General features: G+C 35.6%; 27 protein-coding genes and 1 riboswitch. Of the genes, 13 read left to right on the top strand and 14 right to left on the bottom strand.

Annotated features, from left to right (window positions below):
* Positions 1-112 precede the first annotated feature (112 nt).
* Positions 113-1,414, top strand: coding sequence for a PepSY-associated TM helix domain-containing protein (locus ACQVV1_RS21625; protein ID WP_431169488.1), 1,302 nt, complete (start codon positions 113-115; stop codon positions 1,412-1,414).
* Positions 1,415-1,451: 37 nt separating this feature from the next.
* Here the strand turns inward: ACQVV1_RS21625 and ACQVV1_RS21630 are convergent, their stop codons facing one another.
* From ACQVV1_RS21630 to ACQVV1_RS21640, 3 genes are all read right to left on the bottom strand, one after another.
* Entirely contained in the window at positions 1,452-1,667 is a 216-nt protein-coding gene (locus tag ACQVV1_RS21630) for a hypothetical protein (RefSeq protein ID WP_063223614.1), read from the bottom strand.
* A gap of 62 nt (positions 1,668-1,729) precedes the next feature.
* On the bottom strand, positions 1,730-2,794 hold the full coding sequence (locus ACQVV1_RS21635; protein WP_242252634.1) for a tetraprenyl-beta-curcumene synthase family protein: 1,065 nt from the start codon (positions 2,792-2,794) through the stop codon (positions 1,730-1,732).
* A gap of 37 nt (positions 2,795-2,831) precedes the next feature.
* Positions 2,832-3,635, bottom strand: a complete 804-nt coding sequence (locus ACQVV1_RS21640) for an alpha/beta hydrolase (protein WP_063223616.1) — start codon at positions 3,633-3,635, stop codon at positions 2,832-2,834.
* 75 nt (positions 3,636-3,710) lie between these two features.
* On the opposite strand from ACQVV1_RS21640, the gene ACQVV1_RS21645 reads away from it, so the two are divergent.
* The 3 genes from ACQVV1_RS21645 (at position 3,711) to ACQVV1_RS21655 (ending at position 6,054) form a co-directional block, all read left to right on the top strand.
* Positions 3,711-4,223, top strand: a complete 513-nt coding sequence (locus ACQVV1_RS21645; protein ID WP_000640207.1) for a gamma carbonic anhydrase — start codon at positions 3,711-3,713, stop codon at positions 4,221-4,223.
* Positions 4,224-4,365: 142 nt separating this feature from the next.
* Positions 4,366-4,899, top strand: a complete 534-nt coding sequence (locus ACQVV1_RS21650) for a phosphatase PAP2 family protein (RefSeq protein ID WP_431169489.1) — start codon at positions 4,366-4,368, stop codon at positions 4,897-4,899.
* Positions 4,900-4,911: 12 nt separating this feature from the next.
* Positions 4,912-6,054 carry a glycosyltransferase family 4 protein gene (locus tag ACQVV1_RS21655; protein ID WP_431169490.1) on the top strand — a complete coding sequence of 381 codons (1,143 nt, stop codon included), beginning with the start codon at positions 4,912-4,914 and terminating at the stop codon, positions 6,052-6,054.
* Between the two features lie 273 nt (positions 6,055-6,327).
* Here ACQVV1_RS21655 and ACQVV1_RS21660 read toward each other — a convergent pair whose 3' ends face one another.
* Both ACQVV1_RS21660 and ACQVV1_RS21665 read right to left on the bottom strand, forming a co-directional pair.
* Entirely contained in the window at positions 6,328-6,930 is a 603-nt protein-coding gene (locus tag ACQVV1_RS21660) for a molybdenum cofactor guanylyltransferase (RefSeq protein ID WP_242252387.1), read from the bottom strand.
* The gene (locus ACQVV1_RS21665) at positions 6,927-7,436 is read right to left on the bottom strand and encodes a MogA/MoaB family molybdenum cofactor biosynthesis protein (RefSeq protein WP_242252386.1); all 510 of its coding nucleotides are present in this window, start codon (positions 7,434-7,436) and stop codon (positions 6,927-6,929) included. Before ACQVV1_RS21665 ends, ACQVV1_RS21660 begins: the two co-directional genes overlap by 4 nt.
* Positions 7,437-7,688: 252 nt before the next feature.
* Here ACQVV1_RS21665 and ACQVV1_RS21670 point away from each other — a divergent pair, with 252 nt between their 5' ends.
* Together ACQVV1_RS21670 and ACQVV1_RS21675 are read left to right on the top strand one after the other, a co-directional pair.
* Positions 7,689-7,868, top strand: a complete 180-nt coding sequence (locus ACQVV1_RS21670; RefSeq protein WP_000424805.1) for a hypothetical protein — start codon at positions 7,689-7,691, stop codon at positions 7,866-7,868.
* Between the two features lie 6 nt (positions 7,869-7,874).
* Positions 7,875-8,054 (top strand): hypothetical protein, encoded by a 180-nt coding sequence (locus ACQVV1_RS21675; RefSeq protein ID WP_242252385.1) that lies wholly within the window; start codon positions 7,875-7,877, stop codon positions 8,052-8,054.
* Positions 8,055-8,094: 40 nt separating this feature from the next.
* Here ACQVV1_RS21675 and metK read toward each other — a convergent pair whose 3' ends face one another.
* Positions 8,095-9,294 (bottom strand): methionine adenosyltransferase, encoded by a 1,200-nt coding sequence (metK, locus tag ACQVV1_RS21680; RefSeq protein ID WP_199677840.1) that lies wholly within the window; start codon positions 9,292-9,294, stop codon positions 8,095-8,097.
* A gap of 167 nt (positions 9,295-9,461) precedes the next feature.
* A riboswitch (SAM riboswitch) is annotated at positions 9,462-9,583 on the bottom strand.
* 228 nt (positions 9,584-9,811) lie between these two features.
* On the opposite strand from metK, the gene pckA reads away from it, so the two are divergent.
* Complete coding sequence (pckA, locus tag ACQVV1_RS21685) at positions 9,812-11,398, top strand: phosphoenolpyruvate carboxykinase (ATP) (protein ID WP_063223624.1); 1,587 nt, start codon at positions 9,812-9,814, stop codon at positions 11,396-11,398.
* Between the two features lie 291 nt (positions 11,399-11,689).
* Positions 11,690-11,887 (top strand): hypothetical protein, encoded by a 198-nt coding sequence (locus ACQVV1_RS21690; protein ID WP_242252383.1) that lies wholly within the window; start codon positions 11,690-11,692, stop codon positions 11,885-11,887.
* Positions 11,888-12,144: 257 nt separating this feature from the next.
* Here the strand turns inward: ACQVV1_RS21690 and ACQVV1_RS21695 are convergent, their stop codons facing one another.
* Positions 12,145-12,528, bottom strand: a complete 384-nt coding sequence (locus ACQVV1_RS21695) for an ATP synthase subunit I (RefSeq protein WP_060632637.1) — start codon at positions 12,526-12,528, stop codon at positions 12,145-12,147.
* Between the two features lie 279 nt (positions 12,529-12,807).
* Here ACQVV1_RS21695 and ACQVV1_RS21700 point away from each other — a divergent pair, with 279 nt between their 5' ends.
* Positions 12,808-13,029, top strand: a complete 222-nt coding sequence (locus ACQVV1_RS21700) for a hypothetical protein (RefSeq protein ID WP_000639043.1) — start codon at positions 12,808-12,810, stop codon at positions 13,027-13,029.
* A gap of 9 nt (positions 13,030-13,038) precedes the next feature.
* Here ACQVV1_RS21700 and ACQVV1_RS21705 read toward each other — a convergent pair whose 3' ends face one another.
* The 4 genes from ACQVV1_RS21705 to ACQVV1_RS21720 form a co-directional block, all read right to left on the bottom strand.
* The gene (locus ACQVV1_RS21705; protein WP_063223626.1) at positions 13,039-13,962 is read right to left on the bottom strand and encodes a DMT family transporter; all 924 of its coding nucleotides are present in this window, start codon (positions 13,960-13,962) and stop codon (positions 13,039-13,041) included.
* A 260-nt stretch (positions 13,963-14,222) separates the two neighbouring features.
* Entirely contained in the window at positions 14,223-14,546 is a 324-nt protein-coding gene (locus ACQVV1_RS21710) for an iron-sulfur cluster biosynthesis family protein (RefSeq protein ID WP_000289563.1), read from the bottom strand.
* Positions 14,547-15,184: 638 nt separating this feature from the next.
* Complete coding sequence (locus ACQVV1_RS21715; protein WP_431169491.1) at positions 15,185-16,405, bottom strand: ATP-binding protein; 1,221 nt, start codon at positions 16,403-16,405, stop codon at positions 15,185-15,187.
* A complete protein-coding gene (locus tag ACQVV1_RS21720) occupies positions 16,402-17,658 on the bottom strand; it encodes an ATP-binding protein (protein ID WP_431169492.1) in 1,257 nt (418 codons plus the stop codon). The genes ACQVV1_RS21715 and ACQVV1_RS21720 overlap by 4 nt, the downstream gene beginning before the upstream one ends.
* Before the next feature lie 402 nt (positions 17,659-18,060).
* On the opposite strand from ACQVV1_RS21720, the gene ACQVV1_RS21725 reads away from it, so the two are divergent.
* On the top strand, positions 18,061-18,870 hold the full coding sequence (locus tag ACQVV1_RS21725; RefSeq protein WP_309259446.1) for an alpha/beta fold hydrolase: 810 nt from the start codon (positions 18,061-18,063) through the stop codon (positions 18,868-18,870).
* Positions 18,871-19,076: 206 nt separating this feature from the next.
* Here the strand turns inward: ACQVV1_RS21725 and ACQVV1_RS21730 are convergent, their stop codons facing one another.
* From ACQVV1_RS21730 to ACQVV1_RS21740, 3 genes are all read right to left on the bottom strand, one after another.
* Positions 19,077-21,221, bottom strand: a complete 2,145-nt coding sequence (locus ACQVV1_RS21730) for an LTA synthase family protein (RefSeq protein ID WP_309260290.1) — start codon at positions 21,219-21,221, stop codon at positions 19,077-19,079.
* A gap of 234 nt (positions 21,222-21,455) precedes the next feature.
* Positions 21,456-21,686 carry a hypothetical protein gene (locus ACQVV1_RS21735; RefSeq protein WP_242252379.1) on the bottom strand — a complete coding sequence of 77 codons (231 nt, stop codon included), beginning with the start codon at positions 21,684-21,686 and terminating at the stop codon, positions 21,456-21,458.
* 11 nt (positions 21,687-21,697) lie between these two features.
* Positions 21,698-21,994 (bottom strand): DUF3986 family protein, encoded by a 297-nt coding sequence (locus ACQVV1_RS21740; RefSeq protein ID WP_242252378.1) that lies wholly within the window; start codon positions 21,992-21,994, stop codon positions 21,698-21,700.
* Between the two features lie 120 nt (positions 21,995-22,114).
* Here ACQVV1_RS21740 and ACQVV1_RS21745 point away from each other — a divergent pair, with 120 nt between their 5' ends.
* From ACQVV1_RS21745 to ACQVV1_RS21755, 3 genes are read left to right on the top strand one after another with little or no spacing between them, the layout of a single operon-like run.
* Positions 22,115-23,122, top strand: coding sequence for an ABC transporter substrate-binding protein (locus tag ACQVV1_RS21745; RefSeq protein ID WP_242252376.1), 1,008 nt, complete (start codon positions 22,115-22,117; stop codon positions 23,120-23,122).
* A gap of 11 nt (positions 23,123-23,133) precedes the next feature.
* Positions 23,134-23,898 carry an ABC transporter ATP-binding protein gene (locus tag ACQVV1_RS21750; RefSeq protein ID WP_242252375.1) on the top strand — a complete coding sequence of 255 codons (765 nt, stop codon included), beginning with the start codon at positions 23,134-23,136 and terminating at the stop codon, positions 23,896-23,898.
* Entirely contained in the window at positions 23,891-24,697 is an 807-nt protein-coding gene (locus tag ACQVV1_RS21755) for an ABC transporter permease (protein WP_016135516.1), read from the top strand. Before ACQVV1_RS21750 ends, ACQVV1_RS21755 begins: the two co-directional genes overlap by 8 nt.
* Positions 24,698-24,728 lie beyond the last annotated feature (31 nt).

Below are 24,728 nucleotides of genomic sequence, written 5' to 3' on the forward strand. Positions count from 1 at the left end.
AAATCCCCAAAACTTTTAACTTTCTTCACAATTCTTTCAAAGTAATCACACTTAATCTCGCTATATTAAATAAGTAGTTATTCATATAGGGAAGGTTAGGGGAACTGAAAGTATGAAAGTAAACCGTTCGCTTCATTACATTTTTTGGCGTTGGCATTTTTATGCTGGGCTTTTTATTACGCCGCTTCTTATTACGTTGTCACTGAGCGGAATTGGGTATTTATTTCGGGAGGAAGTTGAAGATTTCATCTATAAAGATTTATATTTTGGGAAGAGCGCCCAAACAGAATCTATTTCGATGTCTGATTCTATTTCCTTAATAGAGAAACAATATCCGCATTATAGTGTGGCAAAAATTAGTGAGTTTCATGAAGATTATAATACGAGACTTACCATTGCAAATGAGTATACTGGACAACAAAAATATGTGTATTTAGATAGTAATAATCAAATTGTTGGGGATCAAAACGCAAGTGAAACGTTTGCCAATATAACGAGGGAATTACATAGTTCTCTTTTAGTTGGTGGCACTGTCGTTAACTATATTGTAGAACTTGCGGCATGCTGGACAATCTTTTTAATTGTAACCGGATTGTATATGAGTATACGCCAATTCAAAAACACACCGGCCTCCAGTAAACGAGAAAAAGCAAAACGACGTCATTCTATTATCGGTATTATATTTACAATTCCTCTCGTTTTGTTAGTCGCATCTGGATTGCCTTGGTCAGGATTTATGGGTAACCAAATTTATAAAATCGCATCGTCGAATGAATCGCTCGGGTATCCAAAGTTGTATATGGCACCACCTGAATCGAAGGTAAAAGAATTGCCGTGGGCAACTAGAAAAGAAGCTCCTCCTGAATCTAATTCGAATGAACCGAAAGCAATTTCTGTCGATGAATTGCAAAAAGGGATTGAAATAAAGAAACCGTATGTTATCTCACTACCAACTGATCCGAAAGGTGTATTCACCGTTTCGAAATCGAGTGGTTCTGGTATTACAGGTATGCACGTCGCACCAAATGAAGAAATAACAGCTTATTTTGATCAATATAGCGGCGAACTTATTTCCAAAACGGACTATCGTGATTATGGCTTATTTGCACAATGGTTCACTTACGGTATCCCGCTTCACGAAGGTCATTTATTCGGATGGCCAAATAAAATATTATGCTTACTAACGACATTATCTTTATTACTTCTCATTTATTACGGAATAAAAATGTGGTTAGCAAGAAAGCCGAAAGGAAAATTAGCAGCACCTCCTAAGCAAAGAGATAAGAAAAGCATACTCGTTTTCTTTATCATGATGGTTATACTAGGCGCTGTCATGCCTTTATTCGGACTATCTGTGTTAGTTATTTTTGCGATTGAGCTTCTTATATATGCATTTGCAAAAATACGTTCATAATAAAAAAGCGTTTGTACTACCGTGTACAAATTCTTTTTTATTTACTATTCGTTTGTTTTTTTCTACTACTTATTAAAAAGACAATATCTACTATAATAATTGCGCCAATTATTACTTGTGGCACATAATCCATCATAGTAGGACCACTTGGCCTATTCATCATCATATACATTCCAGTTACAAATGAAATTGATAATAAGACTAAGAGTGTTACTTCAATGTGATCATATAGCTTTTGAAAGACATACTTCATTTCCGCCACCACCTTTACCATATTATAACAAAAAAACCACTCTATATGAGTGGTTTTCTTCATCACTGCGCCGTTTTCTTTCGGTACATCTTCCCGTTCCAATAGAAGAATCGTGAAGTGAGGCCTCCGTATTTTACAATGCGCCGTGCCATTTTGTGCATATTCTTTTGTGCTGATACTTTTTGATCTGATAAATAAATACCAAGTAACCCTCGGCTTATAAGACGATGAAACTTCGCATGAGGCAAATCACCAATGCTTTTCTCTGCTTCTTCTACAAAGTGTTTCATACGATCTAATATAGCTTGCTCGTTTTCATAATAACTACAGAAATTCAAATCCCCGCCGGCGCGGTCTTCTTCTTGATCAATGAAATAATCAAGTAAGATATGAAGCCCTTGCACGTAAGGGAAATATCCTTGTCTAATTTTCGCAATATCTTCATGATGTAATTCATCATGAAATGCATATGCTACAAGACAGAAAATTCCAAGCGTAGAACCGGCACATGCTGAAAATTCAAACCAACTCATCTCAGGTAAGTTTTCTTTATGCGCTTCAAACCACTTTTGTAATCGTGGTTCTCTTTCTTCTAACTTCACGTGTTTATGAATTTGCAAATCACAATAATAACAAGCAAGTTCATGAAGAACAGGAGCAATTTTGTCATAGTGCTTCGTTTTCTTTAAAACATCTTGGCACGTTTCAACAAGTTCATCTAAATAACCACCATCATCTTGATCATCACGATAACGATAATAATTACCGCCACCTTCTACTTCAGGTGATAATGCCATTAACATCGATTCATGCAACGCGGCAAAATCATTTGGATCAAGTGATGTACTGCGATCACATAAATTATCTAAGTAGTCACTAATCGTTTGATATGCGACGATAAAACGAATACATTCCTCACGGTGTTCATTCGCTAATAGCGCTAAAATGCCACCGCCTTCGCAATGAAACGTTTTATGCTCAATACTTGCGATTGCCTGACTATGAAGCTCATCATTCGGAATATGGTAGGCACGCTCTTTCCACATCGCTAGCTCATGGTGTACAACCGGAAACACATCACGGTATACTTTCGCCATGAGCGTTATGGGATTACTCGGTACGTTCACTTCTTCCTTCATCTCCTCTATTCAATGTACAAATAATTTACTTATTTGTTTCTATTATGTTATTGATGCGTATTTCAGTAAATGACTGAATATAATTCAAAATTTCATCACGCTCATACTCATTTAATAACTCATGATAACAATTCGGCCATTCTTTAAAAGCCTTATCACTTATTTTAACATTATCAAACCACATGCGGACACGTGTTTTATCTACAAGTTTATCCTCACATGCTTGCATTAGCAAGAGTGGAACGTCTGGAAAATCACCTATTTTTTTATGAGCAATTTCAATAGACTTAATTAATTCACTATACCAACGTACTGATACTTTGCGCAAGAACAATGAATCATTCTCCATCGCATCTCTCACTTCATGGTTACGTGTTGACATTTCCACTGTAAGATTTGTTGCAAATTGCAATTTTGGAGCAATAATATTTAATATTTTTGAGGCAGCTTGAAGCGGTGCAGAAGGTGCAGCTAATACGCCTAAACATGGCGAACTTAAAATAATGCCGTCTACATCTTCTCTCTTCGTTTCTTGCATCATACGAATGACGATAAGACCACCCATACTATGACCAAATAGAAAAATAGGTAATCTGTACTTTCTTGCCTCTTTCACCCATAGTTTAACTTCCTCTATGTATTCATCAAACGAATCAATATGTCCTCTATTTCTTGAAGTCGTTCCATGTGACGGAAGGTCCCCCATCACGACGTGGTAGCCGATATGATTCCACATTTCCGCAACGGCTTCATAACGTCCGTGATATTCCATTGCGCCGTGTACAATAACGATTACAGCTTTCGCTTCCTCTGCTTCATAATTCCACATACGGCTTCTCCTCCATTTCACTCTTTCTCATAATTTGATACACTGAAACTAGTCTCTAGGAAAGGAAGGCTTTACATGATATATCCTTACAAAGAAAAAAATCCGAAAATTGCGAGTAGTGCTTTTATCGCTGACTATGTTACCATTACAGGCGATGTTTCCGTTGGCGAAGAATCAAGTATTTGGTTTAATACAGTCATACGCGGCGATGTATCACCAACAATCATTGGAGATCGTGTAAATGTACAAGACCAATGTACACTTCACCAAAGCCCACAATATCCTCTTATTTTAGAAGACGATGTAACAATTGGGCATCAAGTGATTTTACATAGTTGCCATATTAAGAAAGATGCTTTAATTGGAATGGGATCTATTATATTAGATGGTGCTGAAATTGGCGAAGGAGCCTTTATCGGTGCTGGAAGCCTCGTTTCACAAGGAAAGAAAATCCCGCCAAACACGTTAGCTTTCGGTCGTCCAGCGAAAGTCGTTCGTGAATTAACAGAAGAAGACCGTAAAGACATGGAGCGTATCCGCACACAATATGTTGAAAAAGGTCAGTACTATAAATCATTACAGAAATAAAATTCCGCTGCCATAAGATTGGCAGCTTTTTTATAAAAAAACTAACTTTTTCTTTACAAAACATTATTACTCCCTCAACAAAATCTTATTAAAATAAAAGCTAATATCTCCATATATATGTAAACGAGGGAGGAGAATTTTCATGAAGGCCAGCGGACTGTATAAAATAGAATGTTACATTTTCAAAGGAATTAACCGATATTTTGATCAAAAAACGTTAAATATCTTTTTCAGCAATATTACTCATATCGGTGGCGCGACTTTCTCCATCGCACTCACACTGTTCTTTTTAATTTTCGCAAGTGGAACTTTGCACCAAGCTGCAATTGCAACTGCTATTTCGTTAGCAATTAGCCATATCCCTGTGCAAATATTAAAAAGGTGGTATCCGCGAAAACGTCCTTATTTAACAATTCAGGATGCAAAATATCCAGTCCATCCATTAAAAGACCACTCTTTCCCGTCTGGTCATACAACAGCTGTTTTCTCTGTCTTTATTCCATTTATTTGCTATAATCCAAGCTTATTTGTTTTTCTATTACCGTTAGCATTATGCGTTGGTATTTCTCGTATTTATTTAGGGCTTCACTATCCGTCTGATGTATTCGTCGGTATGTGCCTCGGCACTTGCTCTGGCATCATCTCTTTTTATCAATTCATCCCACTTTTCACATAAAGGAGTGATATGATGAGAGTCGCCATATTTACCGATACTTTTACGCCACAAGTGAACGGGGTTGCGAAAACATTAGAACGATTAACACGTTACTTTCAGAAAGAAAAAATCGCCTATTCTGTTTTCGCCCCTCAGCATACGGCTGAAGATAATTTCGTGGCTAATGTGAACAAGATGAGAAGTATCCCGTTAACAATATTATATCCAGAATGTCGTTTTTCTTTTCCTACTCCGCGCATTAAACGAGAACTTCTTTCCTTTAAACCTGACATTATTCACATTGCCACGCCTTTCAACATGGGACTTTGTGGATTGTATTATGCAAAAAAATTAAACATCCCAGTTGTCGGTTCTTATCATACTGATTTCGATGCTTATTTACGCTATTACAAAATCGAATTTCTCTCTAATATGCTTTGGAACTATTTAAAGTGGTTTCATAGTCATATGCAAAAAAATTTTGTACCCTCTCCTGAAACATTACATCAATTAAAAAATAAAGGCTTTCAGGCTCTCTCTATTTGGGGACGGGGTATAGATTGCACACTCTTTCATCCATCTTACAATACAGACCTATTCCGAAAAAAATATAATATTACAGCGAAGTACGTCCTTTCCTATGTTGGACGGATTGCCCCTGAAAAAGATATTGATACGTTGCAAAATCTTATCGTTAAATCAGCGCATACTCGAAACGATATTCATTGGCTTATAGCAGGAGACGGTCCTCTAGCAACAAATTTGCGTGAAGCTGTCCCAAAAACAAATGTAACCTTTACTGGATATTTACAAGGTGAAGATTTAGCTGAAGCCTATGCTTCTTCCGATCTAATGGTATTTCCATCTGCTACTGAAACATTTGGGAACGTTGTACTTGAATCGCTTGCATGCGGTACACCTGTCATTGGTGCAAATAGTGGCGGGGTTAAGAATATTATTACAGATGGAAAAACGGGAGTTCTTTGTCCACCCAAAAATGAGGACGCATTTCTATCATCCATTTATCTTTTATTGCAAAATGAAGAAAAACTTGAGCAGATGGGAATAGTAGCTTCATCTTATGCGAAATCAAAAAGCTGGGATGAGATCTTTCGTGGCTTACTTAACCAATATGAAGAAGTCCTTCAGCATAACGCATCAGAGTTGCTTGCTTAAATAGAAAAACTCCCTTCAAAAAAAACGAAGGGAGTTTATTACACAGTTGTAAACTTTACTTAAATAAATGATACACAAGGTGAAATATCATATTATTTCTATATTCATTACAACAAAAACAAACAGACTTGTAATAAAAACCCATATAAATTAATATATGGTTATACAGTATTTTAACTGTATAGTGATTTTAAGAATTCCCCTTAAAATCAACTTACTCACATACCTTTATACAGTAATTGTTCCCCAATTTCTGTATATCAAAAAAACCTTTCATTCATTTGAAAGGTCTTTTTGAGCCTGCACATATTCTTCTTTCGTATTCACATTCATAAACCAATCCGCATTCGCTTGTACATCTTCTCCAGCAACATATTTCACATTACATTGTGATAAAAGTTGGCCCATACTTCTTTTTTCTTCTTGAAGCAAAGCATAAATCTTTTCTTTCACACGGTTATGATATGCTGCAAGTAATGGTTGTTTTCTTCCATTAATAATAGGTACGACTGCATCATATTCATCACTCGTTTGCTCTAATAAAATGGTAAACCACTCATGCGAAACATTTGGCGCATCGCAAGGCATAATAGCGTACCAATCTGCTTCTATGTATTCCATACCTGATACAATCCCAGCAAGTGGTCCGTTTCCTTTATAGTGCGGAATATCTTCTATAACAGGAACTTGTACGATTTGCTCTACTCGCTCTTTTATATCAGAATGACTAATGACTACAACCTCTTGGAGCGTCCTTGTCATCACTTTCAAAATATGCTCAATAAACGTACTCCCTTGCCAGCTCGCTAACGCTTTCGGCTCACCGAATCTACTCGACATACCGCCCGCTAATACAATTCCAGCCCATTTACTCATTGGCGATACAGCTCAAATGTAATATGACCTAATTCTGGTAAAATTAGCTTATTCATCGCAAGGCGAACTGCTCCGCTAGACCCTGGCATTGAAAAGACAACTTTTCGCCCAATTGTGCCGCCGATCGCTCTACTTAACATTGCACTACTTCCGATATCTTCTAAATAACTAATCATGCGGAACAACTCACCAAATCCGACAATTTCTTTATCTAATAGCGCTGATACGGCTTCAATTGTGACATCACGTTTCGTAATACCAGTACCACCATTTGTTAATACAACATCTACGTCTTCCCTATGATAACCAGCTAACACTGCTTGCTGAATACTCTCTTTATCATCTTTTACAATTTCATAAGAAGTCACTGTATGTCCTGCTTCTTTTAACAATTCATGTAATAATTGTCCACTCTTATCTGTCTCTTCCGTACGTGTATCAGAAATCGTCACGATCTTACATCGCACTTCTTTTGGAGCTTGTTTTTTATGTTCATTGACACTCATTTTTCCTCTTCCTTTCTTAAAGACTTTTCTTCATTTTATCATACATATCTTTACACAATTATGTATGAAGCCGATGATGCATCATGATACAATATAAGTATACTAATCCACAAAAAGGAAAATAAAAAACATTCTTTCTTATCCCCCTAGACTTCACATCATTAGCTAACCTTTAACTTTTCTTATATTTTCTACATAGTAGAATTCAGTTTTTAAAATTGCACTACCAAATAAATCGGAGGTCTACATATTATGGAACTATATAAAAAATTAACAACAACATTCATCCTCTTATTTGTTGCTTCCATCACTGTCGGTTTTTCTCTAAAAGGCGCAATCCCATACGCTACATTAGTAAGCATTATATTCGCAACGCTATTTTTACTGAGCAGTGCATTTTGCGCAGGAAAAGCACGTCAAATGAAAGGTTAATTTCACATGTTTCAAAAAAAGCCAACTGTTTGTAAATCATGCCAAAAAGAAATAAAAACATATGAAAAAGCTTGGATTCATATGCCATTTCTGGCAAATGGCATGACGAATATAAAAAAGTATATTGAACTAGAAGGCGAAGTGTATTGCAGTTCATGCATTCAAATTATAAGTAAAACGAAATAAAAAAGCTTTGCGCTCACTGCGCAAAGCTTTTTTTCATATATTATAGACCAGCTTGCTCTTTTAAAGCTGCAGCTTTGTCTGTACGTTCCCATGATAGATCTACATCAGTACGTCCGAAGTGGCCGTAAGCTGCTGTTTGTTTGTAAATTGGGCGACGTAAGTCTAGCATTTTAATAATACCAGCTGGGCGAAGATCGAAGTTGTTACGAACTAGTTCTACTAGTACGTCTTCAGATACTTTACCAGTGCCGAATGTATCAACTGAAATTGATACTGGTTGTGCTACACCGATTGCGTATGCAAGTTGTACTTCTGCTTTATCAGCAAGACCAGCTGCTACGATGTTTTTCGCAACATAACGAGCCGCATATGCTGCAGAGCGGTCAACTTTTGTTGCATCTTTACCAGAGAATGCACCACCACCGTGGCGAGCGTATCCACCGTAAGTATCAACGATGATTTTACGTCCTGTTAAACCAGCATCACCTTGTGGTCCACCAATTACGAAGCGACCAGTTGGGTTAATGAAGAATTTCGTTTCTCCATCCATTAATTCTGCTGGAACTACAGTCTTAATTACATGCTCTTTTAAATCGCGATCGATTTCTTCCCATGTAACATCTGGATGATGCTGTGTAGAAATTACAATTGTATCTACACGTACAGGTTTACCATTTTCATCATACTCAACTGTAACTTGCGTTTTTCCATCCGGACGTAAGTATGATAATGTATCATCTTTACGTACTTCAGTTAAACGGCGAGCTAATTTGTGAGCAAGCGAGATTGGAAGTGGCATTAATTCTTGTGTCTCATTACATGCGAAACCAAACATTAAACCTTGGTCTCCTGCACCAATTGCCTCAATCTCAGCGTCAGTCATTTGACCTTCGCGTGCTTCTAGCGCTTGGTCAACACCCATAGCGATGTCAGCAGATTGCTCATCGATAGATGTTAAAACTGCACAAGTTTCTGCATCGAATCCGTATTTTGCGCGTGTGTAACCAATGCCTTGAATTGTTTCACGAACGATTTTTGGAATATCTACGTAAGTAGAAGTCGTAATTTCCCCCGCTACCAATACTAAACCAGTTGTTACAGTTGTTTCACAAGCTACACGTGCATTTGCGTCTTTTGATAAGATCGCATCTAAAATTGAATCAGAAATTTGGTCACAAATTTTATCTGGATGTCCTTCAGTTACAGACTCAGATGTGAACAGATGACGTTTTTTTGTCATGTGGTAAACCTCCCTACAGTAATTGTATATATTGTACGGAACTCATCCTTAATTTGCCACAAACTGCGACATACATTTATTCTCCCACAAGCATACAGAAAAACCTTTCCTACTTTACATAGAGGAAAGGTTTAATTTGCTACTTGCATACTGCTTTTTGCCCTTCGCTCTTATCGTTCGAGACCTGTAGCCTCGCACAGGTTTTAGCACCTATTCACCTGTATTTACCACTACAAGTGAGGTTGCTGGGCTTCATCGGGCCTGTCCCTCCGCCAGCTCGGGATAAGAGAGTATCCGTCCCAACCTATACTAAAGAAATGATATTCATTTGTCAATTAATATTCACATTTTCCTGAAAGTTTTTCTCAATGCGCCTAAAATGAAATATTAATAAGGAAATAATGTATTCACACAAACAAAAAGAAATAAATAGTATACATTATTTATATAATTGTGTTATACTCTTGTTGGGGATTACGAGAAATATTTCATTAAATGAAAAGGATGGTATATAAATATGAGTACTGTGAATGTCCAAATTGGTTTACACGAATTATTGAACGGAAGCAATGCACAGATTCAACTAAGTGTTCCGCAATTAGTGGAAAAAGTATTAATGCGAAATGAAGGGAAATTAACTTCGACTGGTGCCGTTTCTGCTTCAACAGGAAAATATACAGGACGTTCTCCTAAAGATAAATTTATTGTGAAAGAAGCATCGGTTGCTGACAAAATTGCTTGGGGAGCTGTGAATCAACCGATTTCTGAAGAACATTTTAATAAATTATATACTAAAGTTTTAGAATACTTAAAAGAAAAAGAAGAGTTATTCGTCTTCAATGGATTTGCAGGCGCTGACCGCAATTACCGCCTACCAATTCAAGTTATTAACGAATATGCATGGCACAATTTATTTGTACATCAATTATTCATTCGTCCAACTGAAGAAGAATTAACAACTCATGAATCAGAGTTCACAATTGTTTCTGCGCCGAATTTCAAAGCTGATCCAGCTGTTGACGGTACAAACTCTGAAGCATTCATTATGGTTTCATTCGAAAAACGTATCGTACTAATTGGTGGTACAGAATACGCTGGAGAAATGAAAAAATCAATCTTCTCTATTATGAACTTCTTACTACCTGAACAAGATATTCTTTCTATGCATTGCTCTGCAAACGTAGGTGAAGAAGGTGACGTAGCACTATTCTTCGGTTTATCTGGAACAGGTAAAACAACATTATCTGCTGATCCAAACCGCAAATTAATCGGTGATGATGAGCATGGTTGGTCTGATAACGGTGTATTCAATATTGAAGGCGGTTGCTACGCAAAATGTGTAAACCTTTCTCACGAGAAAGAACCACAAATTTTCGATGCAATCAAATTTGGATCTGTTTTAGAAAACGTTATCATTAATAACCAAACGCGTATCGCAGACTATAACGATACTACTTTAACAGAAAATACTCGTGCTGCATACCCTATGCATGCGATCGATAATATCGTACTGCCAAGTGTTGCTGGACACCCAAATACAATCATTTTCTTAACTGCTGATGCATCTGGCGTATTGCCTCCAATCAGTAAGTTATCAAAAGAACAAGCTATGTATCATTTCTTAAGTGGTTACACTAGTAAACTAGCAGGAACAGAGCGCGGTGTTACATCTCCGCAAGCAACATTCTCAACTTGCTTCGGTTCACCATTCTTACCACTTGATGCATCTCGCTATGCTGAAATGCTTGGTGAAAAAATCGAGAAACACGATGCGAAAGTATTCTTAGTAAACACTGGCTGGACTGGTGGCGAATACGGCGTTGGAAAACGTATGAACTTAGGTTACACTCGTGCAATGATTCAAGCGGCATTAAGCGGCGAACTTGCGAAAACTGAAACAGCTAAACATAACATCTTCGGTCTTGAAGTTCCACTTCACGTACCAGGTGTACCTGACGAAGTGTTAATGCCTGAACAAACTTGGGCTGATAAAGCTGCTTACAAAGCAAAAGCAATCGAGCTTGCAAATGAATTCAAAGAGAACTTCAAAAAGTTCGACAGCGTATCTGAAGATATTATTAACTTAGGCGGCCCAATCGCTTAAGAATAAACTTTCTGTTGGAATAACCCTTTTACTCATATGAATAAGTGTCGTGTAACCGTAAAGTTCCGCGTACTCACCGACAAAACCCAATGCGGCTTAACGGTTACACACACTTACATAAAAAAGAAGCTTACGTTTTTGCGTAAGCTTCTTTCTATATCTTATATAAAATGAAACGTTAATCTCTTCATCTGTGGCTTAGTTTGGTTAATTTACAGAAATTTCACTTTATATTTATTTAATTTTAGTTTTCCATGATACAATTTACATATATAGGAAGGGGTGAAACCTATGAAAATTTTTTCTCGTACAGGAAAAATTTTATTCAGTTATGGAGCGATCCAAATGTTTTGGGGACTTGTGATGCTTAACGTTAATTTATTTGAGCATACAAGTGAAACAATAAAATATATTATTCTAATTACCGGGATAGCTTTTTGTATTATATCCAACTTTTTTAAAAAATCTAAGAGTCATACTAATACGTGATTTCATGTTAACTTATTGGAAGCGGAAACCTGTATTTTATGCAAAGTTACGCTTCCTGCCGTACTATCCATCACTGAATCACTTATCCCAGAGTAAGCCCATTTCAACAGAGACAAATTACGGCTTCGAATATATAAATTATATCCCTACTCACTACATCTATCTGGTTTCACATCGCATGGGGCTAAAAAAAGCTCTGGCCGTTTCTATCCGTGGCTGGATCATCTATTCCATCTAAAAAGAAGCTTTTTATCTTTTTAGCTCTTCGTTAATTCTTTCTCATCTTTCATGCTATAATATCCTAAATTAACAACAATTAAGAAATAGCCGCCCATAATCCCTACTGCAAATGCCCACATCACCATGTGGTGCTCAATTTCGTACATAATAATAGCACCTAAAATAGCAGCGGCAAAACGATTAAACATACCGAGCGTCGGTGCTTTCGTTTTCTTTACGATACTATCTCCAAGCTTCTCAATTCGTCTCCCTAAAAGCCAAACGCAATACATACTTACAATAAGTCCAATTCCAGCGCCTAAAAAATGTGCTGAAAACGGTGTTAACATCCATCCTATTAACAAAATACCTAGTATATAATACGATTGAATTTTAAATGACCTTAATGACATACTAATCATGCTGTTCTCCTCTTCAGTAATTTTTATCTATCCAACAAAAAATTTCTTTCAAGTTTATACTACTTACATCCATTTCAATCAAATTAAAAACAACATAAACGATATGTTTACGTTGTTTAAATGTTTTTAGGAAATAATATTATACAAGATTTCAAACATCATATTCTTATAATTTGTGACGTTTTTCCAAACATTTTTCGTCCATTTATGAAAAAAATGATATCAATCTATGAACATACGGATATGATGTAATAAGCACACAAATAAAGGGGGCGTCTAATGATTTATTTTTTAATGGCTCTCATTCACCTTATTATCCCTGCACTTATTGGACTTTCATTGTATTGGTACACGAAAAATCATAGTATTTTCTATGCTGTCCTCGGTGTTCTTCTTCCAGGTATTATTCTTATCACACTCTTCCGTATTCCATTTTTAAACTTAATTCCACTTATTACTGCTATCTTATTTCTCGTCTTCTTACCAAAAATAAAAAAATAGGAAAGCAGATCATAGGTGATCTGTTTTCCTATTTTGATATAGGTTCCCCACAGTAGAGTGCACTTTTACTTTCTCCGATTTCACAAACCATAAACCGAAGAAAATAATAATCCCACCAATTATTTGTTGAAACGATACATATTCATCTGCCCATACAGCTGCAAATAAAACAGCTACAAGCGGCGTTATATACATATATACCATCGTATGTGACGCCCCAATTTTTTGAATCCCAACATACCACATAACTAAACCGAATACTGTTACAAAGAAAATAGAATATAGTAAAGCAAATAGTGTCATTCCATGTGTAATGTGAAATGGCATTATAAATATGTATGGTCCACTTAAAAGTAAAAGCGGCATCGCGCCAACTAGTGCTGACCATGCGGTGACACGTAGTGCTGAATATTTTTTAATTAATGGACCAGCTAAAACAGGATAAAGCCCCCAGCATATTGATGTAATTAGCCCAATTCCATTTCCATAAAAAGAACTAGCAAGTGAATGCCCTGCTACTAAAACTAATGCTGCACCACTAAAGGCAATGATAGAACCGATGAACTTTCGAGAAGAAAACTTTTCTTGTTTCAAGAAAATAGCAAATACAGTTGTAAAAATAGGTGAAATAGAAATAAGTAAAGAGGCATTTGTAGCGGATGTATATTTGACAGTTTCCATAAATAACGTTTGATACAGTACAATACCTACAACGCTAACGATGATTAATCTAGGTATATCTTTTCTCTCCATATAAACCGACTTTTCAATAAAAAAGGTAAGGAGTAACATAAGCGGTGCCGCCGATATCATACGAAGTGCAGTAAACTCAATTGCTGTAAATTCTAAAAGTCCATATTTCGCAATCGTAAAATTAATCCCCCAAATAATAACAACTGCTAAAATTAATAACTCAATTCCCCATCTTCTCATGCGTATCCCCTCCGCAAATAAGATTATACAGAAAATTCAATCACATGTACATTTCATTATGTGAAAAAAATCTTTGTATTGTATGCAACTTTTTGGTACAGGAAATTATATCGGCGATTTTCTGAAAATATCAGCGCAACTCAAATTATATCGGCGATTTTTTAAATATATCGACTTATTAACAAAAAACGACAATAATAGCGACTTATACAATAAAAAAAGGTGATTCCAAAATACATTTTGGAATCACCTTTTCTTTACTACACTCGAACGTGTAACTTCATATTTGGATTATAAAATTGGCTTGGGCTCTTCAGCTGAAAAGTTCCTCCACCTTCATGCCAATCAACTGTTAACTTATCATCCATAAATACAAGCTTTGTGCGATCTGCGATAAAGCTAAACTGGCTTGATTCAATATCCACATCGCGCTCATCTTTTTCTGCTACAGCTACTAAATCGATAATTCCGCTCATTACACAACCGCAACCTTCGTTATCGTAAAATAACTTTATATATTTCGCTTCATTTGGAATCGTATCCATAATCTTTTTATATGCTGCTTCTGTTACAGTAACGTACATATGTTAATGTTCATCCTCTCTCGTATCATTCATATATTGTACCACCTTTTTTCTCAAAAAATATATACAGAAAATTATGACCAATATACAATATATGTAATAAAGGAAGTTGTATCACTTGTGCTCAAATTACTGCGATACCCATCTTCTTAGGTCTACTCGGTAGTTTTTTTATTTCTAGCGGGATGGTATTACAACCTATACTTCCCTATTCTCCTTCTATTGGTTGGATTCTAAGCTTTATTTGTTTCCTAACCGCTTCTTATTTTGCTATGAACAACAAAAATAATTAATTGAAGACGAACCAATAGTCGAAACATCCACAGAAGTACTCCAAAAGCATCTAAAAAATCTCTTCCATATATTAATCCTATTTTTACTATAAACGCTATGTATTCTATATTTTTAATAACAAATATATATCCATTTCATTTTCAAAAAATGCCCCAATAAATAGAAATACAAATAAATTAAAACAACTAACAGACAAGCTCATTTTATACTATCATTGTAAAAATATCCATATTTTAGTTTTAAAATTATATATACTGTACGAATGGTGTAAACACTTTTGAATTTTTATTCATAAAAAGGGAAATCACTCTCAAGTAAGTGATTTCCCTTTTAAAAATACTTTTTTATTGTATCGGCAACATAACCTTCACCGTCGTCCCAACCCCAACTTCACTTTCAAAACTCATTTTACCGTTGTGGTCTTTAATAATTTTTTCTGTAACTACTAAACCTAAACCTGTTCCCGTTTCTTTCGTTGTGTAAAAGGCTTCATTTAGCTTCGGAATTTTGTCTTTTGGAATACCGCAACCCTCATCCTTAACTTGAATAATGATTGCATCTTCTACAGTCACTTTAATCGTAATCGTTCCGCCAACTGACATTGCCTCAATCGCATTTTTAATTAAATTAAAAAACACTTGTTTTAATCGTTTTTCATCGCATGTAATCGATGGTATGTCTTTACTATAAATACCTTGTATGTGAACTCCTTGCTTTAAAGCAGGCTTCCCCATAACTCGAATAACATAAGCGATAATTTCTTCTATACTATGAATTTCTGATTCTAGTGATTTAGATTTCTCAAATCCACTAAGTTCTGTAGCGATTGTATGAATTCGTTCCACTTCTTGCTTCATAATATCACTATATATTTTATCCTCTGGATATTTATTTGCTTGCTTATTCACAAATTTCTTCAAATTCGCTAGAGGTCTTCTAATTTTGTAGCCAATAACTGTTGCCATTTTTCCAACAGTTGCTAACTTTTCTGTTTGTTGTATTTCTTTATCCATCATCTCAAGCGTACGAACGTAAGATTGAAACCGCAAAAACATAATCCAACATATGACAGTAAATACGCTATATAATGCCATCGGGATTAAAACGAGTGAAGAGTGAATAATGATTCCTATAAGAGCGTATTTTCCAACAAGTATGCTCGGAACTAACCAAAAATATCTTTTATTCACAAAGAGTGGGGCAAATAAAATAAAAAATCCTTCTACTATATTCCCACCATCAAACTCAGCATCACTACCGTAGTAAATCATAAAATTATGGATAAAATCTAATAGGTTATATCCAATTAGTATAATATACTTCACTGCAAATGGATTCTTCAATTTCATGAAATATACTCCAATACAAAATAAGATCACCATCAGAAAATACAGCCATAAACCTAAACCATCTTCAAATTGTCCTACTCCTTCTTGCTCACCTCCTATTAAAGGTACAATAAATTCGTAGGCAAGATCGTATACAAAAAATATAATAAAAAATAAACTTAAAAATATTTTCAGTGCCTTCATTTCTTCATTTTTAAATATATCGTCTTTATTCATATGGTAACTCCTAGCTTTTCTCCCACTTGGATTTCACTATTTCCACGTTGTTTCGGGAGCATGATATCTATTCTAGTTCCAATATCTCTTTCACTTGAAATATGTAATTCACCAAGATGCTGCTCAGTAACAAGCCGATGTGCTACCGTAAGTCCCAGGCCAATTTTATCTTGTTTCGTTGTATAAAAGGATTCTGTAACACGAGCCAAATTTTCCTTCTTAATACCGTAACCATTATCGATTACACTTAGCATTACATAATCTTGTCCTTTATTTTCTAACCGTAACTCTAATGTGCCACCTTGCTCCATTGCCTCCAGAGCATTTTTTATGACATATAGAAAGACTCCTCTTATTTTCCGCTCATCACATTCAACTTCTAATATCTTTTCTTCGATATTAGAAATAAGCTGAACATTGGATTCATTCATTTTTTCTCGAAGAATTGTTACTGCTTGTAATGCAATTTCACCTATATTATGTTTCTTATAAATAGAGGGTTTACATGTAGCAACCTCCATCAATTCACTTATCATATTATTCATATTTTCTATTTCAAAAATCATCTGTTTGTAAATAGGGTCCTCTCCATGCTTCTCTCGTTGTAATTGCGTAAACCCTTTTAATGAAGCAAGTGGATTTTTAATTTCATGTCCCACTGTCGCTGCCATTTTTCCGATTACTGCTAATTTTTGTGATTCACTAGCAATCTTAATACTTTCCTTTACCGCTGAAAGGTATTGTATAAATCGATTTAAAATGATGTATGCCGCTATTAATACGAGTGTATACATAATGAGAAACATAAATCCTTTTACTTCCTTTAATACAAATAAATAAATCATATATTTCCCTACAATAGTTGAAAGTACAAACACAAAATATTTTTTATTTAAAAATATAGGTACAAAGAAGATGAGAATAATTTCTATTATATTTCCCCCATCAAATGCCGCCTTATTATAAAGCATATACGAAAGTATATTAACGATTTCTATTCCTATGTATGCAAATACACATGCATATTTAACAAGGTTCGCTTTCTCTTTTTTTATTAAGTATACATTCACACCGAGTATTGCTGTTCCGCAAATAACTTGCCATAGTATGCTATGTCCCTTATCCGTTAGCGATTTATTCTCTAATACGATTGCGTAGAAAATTTGGTATGAAACTACAATGCCATATAGCACCCACAAAAGGATTTTTGCATTCTTTTCTTCTTCTTTATATGATAGAAAACTTTCTTTCACTTCAACACCCCTTCAAAGTAATATCTCGAAGAATACCATTTATTATAATAAATGATTTTCATAAACAAACAAAGATAAATCGAACATTTAAGGAAAATCATCCCAATGTCACGATATTTTCAGACTATATGCATTCATAAAAACTATAAACAATAATACGTATATTATGTAGGGGGTATAAGATAAAAAATAAAGTGAAACTTTAATCAGCCCTTACCAATCAGGCTTTTACGGGCCATTGATAAATGGATAAATCACTGAAATCTTTCACACTTAAAAATGAAAGAACACCTGGTGTCTTAATAGAACAAAACCCTACGCTCCTGGCGAATGAATTTATTAAGGCTATGACGAAACAACGTTTTTGGGATAGAGCTTATGTGTAGGATAGGGGGATAATTTATGTTTGTTACCGTCGAAAAAGATGTGCATATTTTTGTGCAAGACGTGAATCCCGGCCCCGGTAGTAAAACCGTGTTCTTCGTCCATGGCTGGCCTTTAAATCATCAAATGTACCAATATCAGCTCAATGTGTTGCCACAGCATGGTTTCCGCTGCATCGCTATGGATATACGCGGAAACGGGCAATCTGATAAACCGTGGACGGGTTACACATACGATCGTTTAGCAGACGATATCGCCATTGTTCTAGAAGCACTTCAAGTAGAAAATGCTACATTAGTTGGTTTCTCAGTAGGTGGTGCTCTTTCTATTCGGTACATGTCTCGCTATAGTGGTCATCGTATTTCTAAACTTGTATTAGTCGATGCTGTTTCCCCCTCTTTCGTTAAAAATCAAGAATCTCCCTATGGTGTCCCAAAAGAACAAGCAGATACCCTTATTAATCAAATGTATGCCAATATGCCTAAATTTTTAAATGACGTATCTTTATCATTTTTTAATAGAAACTTAGGATCTGCTACGTTAGAATGGTTTTCTTATCTCGGTATGCAGTCTGCTTCCTACGCTCTCATCAAAATATTACAAGCAGCCGCAAATGAAGACGTAACGAAAGATTTAAGTAAAATTAACGTCCCAACAAAAATATTCCACGGTATTCACGATCAACTTATCCCTTACAAAAGCGCTGAACTCACACAAAAGCGGATTAAAAACTCTCAGTTACAGCCTCTTACAAATAGTGGTCACGGTTCTCCAATCGATCAAGCGGATGAATTAAATGAAGAACTTATAAAATTTTTACGTTCATAAAAACCTATGCCAAATCGTGTTGATATGAACGCAGTTTTTGAAAAGATTAAAATTCACACATTTCTCACAAATCAATCAATAAAACGATTATATTTTCATTTATACTAAATGTACAGGTAATACTCCCTAAACCCAGCTTGTCTGGTTACCCCGTTAAATACTATAAAAAAAGAACTTGTATCGTTATACAAGTTCTTTTTGTTTTTCTATTTAAAAAGTATATCTTTACTATACTGCTTTCCAGCAAGTAAATCATATTGGAGCATTTTATATTGCTCTAACATTTCTTTTTGTTCTTTTGTTAAATCTGTTATCTCTTCCCCATCTTTATTAACCTTTAACTCATCTCTCAGAACCGGTATTTCTTTATGCATTTCCGATAGAAATTGATAAAATGGTGATTGATTTAATCCTGCATAATCAAAAACAAGACTAGAAAAATAAATTGGACTTACTAAACCTAAATTGTCATTTGGTAAATCGAAATTCGCATACATTAACAATGGTGTTTCTGACATAATTAATCTTTCTCTTACCGTCTCTTCATTTTCTATATATCCTGCTTCTTTATAAATAGATTTATTAGTTCCTAACATAGGTAAATGATCTCCAAAGAAGACTAATAAAGTAGGCCTGTCTAACTCATCAAGCTGCTCAATTAAATATTGTAGCGCTTCATCAGACAGTCTTACCCCTTCTGTATATGCTTCTAATTCCGCTTTCGATTCCTCTTCTGTTAATCCACTAATTTCTATTTTATTTTCACCAAACATATTTGGTGTATATGGAAAATGATTTTGCATCGTCACCGCATGAATAAATGTAGGTTGTTTTCTCTTTTTTAATTCATCTATTATTTCTTTACTCATAGATAAATCACCAATATTATCTCCAACCACTTCTGTATTTTTCATCGTGTCTTCTGCATTAAAATTATCGAATCCTAATGTTTTATATACATCTTCCCGTTTATAAAACGATCGATTAAAGGCATGAATTGCACTTGCATAATACCCTTGCTTTTTCAATTCACTTGCAATAGAAGGAACTTCTTTCTGACTTGGAATAGCTTGTTGATACGGTATAGAACCTGGCATTAAGAGGCTCATCGAGTAACTCGTTAATGCTTCAAATTCTGTATTCGCTGTATTCCCTCCAAATGTAGGAGCTATCGTTTGTCCCCCTGGGAAATTCTCTGTATAACGATGTAAATTCGGCACTGGATCTTCGCTAAATGAAAGATTCGTTAATTTTGTCGGATCCCAAAATGCTTCACTCATAATATATATAATGTTCGGCTTCTCTGCCTTTTTTTGCGCTTTTACTTTACCGCCATATTGCTTTTCTATATCCTTTGCAAGTTGCTGCATATTTTCCTTTGAATATTCCTCTGGCTCTTTTATGACTGTCGTATCTAAATTACTTAAAAACCCTATAACAAAACCATTCCCCTTATAATTTGAAGCTTGATTCCATGCGCGGATGTCTACCCCAGCTTTTGTAAATATATTATTCATAAAGGTAGTAGGGTAGTTACTATATGCATACAACATAAACGCAGAGCCACATATTAAAATTATCCTTATAATAATATGTGATTTTATAACTGGAATGTATTTTCTTATATACATAACTATAAATATAAGTAAAACAATACTAACAATCATCAGAAACATATTCCAAAAACTGAAATAATCCATAACCATCGGTATAACGGAATTCATATGGCCAATCTGTGTAAAATCAGACGGGTAGAATGGCTCCCCTCTAAAAATGAGCTTAAAATGGTTCACCATCACAAAAATAATCAAAACTAAGCTAGTTATCGTTGTACTTAAGAAAACTTTTCCGATCAAATTATATGCAAAAACGTATACCATATAAATAAATAATAGGCTTAATATATACTGTCCATATTGTAAATACACCCATGTATTTACTACTATAAGATTCATATCTTCCTGTATCAGGATATACATCCAATTCATTGTATGAGCAATTAAAAATAATACGACATAAACTCGAATAGCTGGCCTAAGCTTATGACTGATACCTTTATTTAAATGAATGATGTATAGTAGTACACTCCACAAAACAATAATGAGTATACTTAGCTGGATTTTCCCATTAAAAAATTCTTTAGTTTTCTCGAATTCGAAAGACCTTAACATAACAAAAAACAGCGTTTCTAAACAAATCGCCCACATTCCACTAAGAATGATAGAAATTAGTAGGTTCTTCCTCGGCTCCTGAGGAGAAAAACTAAGATAAAACTCATCTCTTCTTCGTTGTTGTGTTAAAACATTAAAAAGCAATTTATTCCCTCTTTCCTTTACCCCTTCGTCTCGCATCAAAAAACATATTGTCCTATACAAAATAACATATTTGTATGCAGTTAGTCTCCCTATGTGTTTGTATTATACACGTATATCCTTAATTTCCCCTTAAAAAATACAACTTCTTCATCTCTTCTATATTCTAGTAGCATAATAAATGAACTATGCTTCACAAAATTTTTATCATAAAAAAAGAACCTATCAACACTGACAGGTTCTCCTTCATTTTAACAGAAATAGGCATATTTATTATACAAGAGGATACATCCATACTTTCCATATAATACATACAAGTACGATAACTACAAAATCAAAAAGATCTAATCTCGGACCTTTTTTCATCGTCATATCTAACCACATATGAACCCATTTTATCCCCTTGTATTTATGAATATTTTTCTTTGCAAATTGGTAAGTAAGAAATTGCATAATGAAAAATCCAACTACAAACATGAACAATAGAATGAGAAAATCAATCACGAAATTCCTCCCTATTTTTGCAGCGATTTTTCTACTATATGATTTCTCAAAACCCACTCTTCAAATTGAGCACTTCCAAATTCCCAGCTAAGATCACGAGCATGTACAGAAAAAACGTAATGACCAGCATATTCATCCATAAATCTACCCGTCTCAATCTCATCTTTCTGAAGGCCATATGCTCCAAAATTAAAATACACATCCCACACGTCTTCATTCCTCCGCTTATAAGCAATCGATTCCATATCACATTCTGTTCCGAAATAATCAAGATGTAAATGTACGCTATCATCATATTCGTACTCCATTTTATCACCCCTTATATTTGTACTTCTTTATCACCAAAAAAATTCCTGCTATCTACACTCACATATGGGCACTTACCTACATATCATGCTTGTAGAGTGACTTCTAGGAGGTGTTATATAGTGAAAAAATTAATATCTGTTTTTTGCATCATGTTACTAGCTGTTTTCACATTCGCTGCTTGCAGTAGTAAAAAAGAAGGTACGAAAGAACAAACTCAAAACATTCGCGTCGGCGAAGTTACCCATTCTCTCTTCTACGCCCCGTTATATGTCGGGATTGAAAAAGGATTTTTTAAAGATGAGGGATTAAATATTGACCTCCAAACAACAGCTGGCGGAGATAAAACGATGACCGCCCTGTTATCTGGCGGCATTGATATTGCTCTCGTTGGTTCAGAAACGTCTATTTACGTTCATCAACAAGGCGCAAAAGACCCTGTCATTAACTTCGCACAGCTTACACAAACAGATGGAACATTTTTAGTTTCACGTAAAAAATTAGACTCTTTTAATTGGAATGATGTAAAAGGTGTTACATTTTTAGGACAGCGTAAAGGCGGCATGCCGCAAATGGTTGGAGAATACGTTTTAAAGAAAAATGGCATTGATCCTCACAAAGATACAAACTTAATTCAAAACATCGAGTTTGCTAATATTGCAAATGCCTACGCATCTGGTACGGGAGAATTTGTACAGCTCTTTGAACCGACTGCAAGTATCTTCGAAAAAGAAGGTAAAGGTTATATCGTCGCTTCGTTCGGAAATGAATCTGGTACTGTTCCTTATACATCGTTCATGGCAAAAGAAAGTTTCTTAAAAAAGGATAAAGTTGCTGCTGAAAAATTCACACGTGCTCTCTACAAAGCGCAACAATGGGTTGATACTCATAGTCCAGAAGAGATTGCTGATGCAATTTCTCCGTTATTTAAAGACACTTCAAAAGACATTACAGTAAAAGTAATTGAGCGGTATAAAAAGCAACATTCTTATGCGACAAATCCGCTATTAGATGCGGAAGAATGGAAACAGCTCCAAACGATTATGAAGGAAGCTGGCGAATTACAAAAAGAAGTCCCACATGAAGCGCTCGTCAATACAAAAATTGCCGAAAGCGTTATTAAGAAATAGAGGCGAATTGTATGAGTTTTTTACAAATACGTAACGTTTCTCACTGCTTTTTCGCAAAAGAGAATGCCAAACTGATTCTCGAAGATATGAGTTTACAAGTGGAGGAAGGCGAATTCATTTCTATACTCGGTCCAAGTGGTTGCGGCAAAACGACACTCCTCTCCATTATTGCCGGGCTGCTTGATCCAATTGAAGGTATCGTCTTTTTAGATGGTGAGCCCATTACAACGAAAACTCCATCTATGGGGTATATGTTGCAGCAAGACTACTTGTTTCCTTGGAAGACAATTGAAGAAAATATTATGCTTGGACTTCATATCCGAAAAATTTACGATCAACAGACGAAAGAACATACTTTACAACTTTTAAAACAAGTCGGCCTACATGACGTAGAAGAGCAATACCCTCGTGAACTATCCGGCGGTATGCGTCAACGTGCCGCCCTCGTTCGAACGTTAGCGACCGATCCGAAAATTTTATTGCTAGATGAGCCATTCTCAGCGCTCGATTATCAAACGAAATTGAAACTAGAAGATCTCGTTTTCAGCTTACTACGCAAATATAAGAAAACTTCACTACTCGTGACACATGATATTGAAGAAGCAATTGCGATGAGTGATCGTATTTATTTACTACAAGCGAATCCTGGAAAAATAGCAAAAACATTTATCGTCCCAGAAAGCATCCGTTCCTTATCACCGTTAGAATCACGCCATCACCATGACTTCCCATCCCTCTTCCAAGATATATGGAAGGAGCTGGAACGCCTTGGATAATATAAAGCAACTACATGAACAGTTTCGGAAGAAAGAACGCAGACGCGCATGGCTAGCCAGGTCTTTACAACTTTTACTGCTCATTCTTTTCTTTGCACTGTGGGAAATAGCTAGCAAAAAAGAGTGGATTGACCCTTTACTCTTTAGCTCTCCTTCAAGCATTTGGGATCTCTTCCTTAGTAAATGGCTTGACGGTTCGCTTTGGGTCCACATATGGACGACATTACTTGAAACGGGAGTAGGCTTCATTCTTGGAACAGTGCTCGGAGCCATTATCGCTACTTTCCTTTGGTGGATACCACTTCTCGCCCGCGTACTTGATCCATATCTCGTCGTCCTAAACGCCATGCCAAAAGTGGCACTTGGTCCTATTATCATTGTAATCTTCGGTCCAAATATTTCTTCGTCGATTGCAATGGGAGTAATCATTTCCATCATCATTACCATTCTCGTTATTTACAGTGCATTTCAAGAAGTCGATTCTAACTATATAAAAGTGATGGACACATTCGGCGCAAATAAATGGCAATGTTATAAGCAAGTAGTTCTCCCTGCATCCTTCCCAGCCATTATTTCAACGTTAAAAGTAAACGTTGGTTTATCATGGGTCGGCGTTATATTCGGCGAACTACTCGTCTCTAAACAAGGTCTTGGCTACTTAATTAGCTACGGATTCCAAGTATTTAATTTCACGCTCGTCTTACTGAGCGTACTACTCACCTGCGTCCTCGCCACACTTATGTATGTGTTTGTTGAGGCGTTTGAAAAACTTCTAATTGGGAAACGAAAAAAAAGCTGACTTAGGACGATAAACTATAGTCAGCTTCTTT

Origin of the sequence: Bacillus basilensis, assembly GCF_050630465.1 — a bacterium.
Taxonomy (GTDB): domain Bacteria; phylum Bacillota; class Bacilli; order Bacillales; family Bacillaceae_G; genus Bacillus_A; species Bacillus_A basilensis.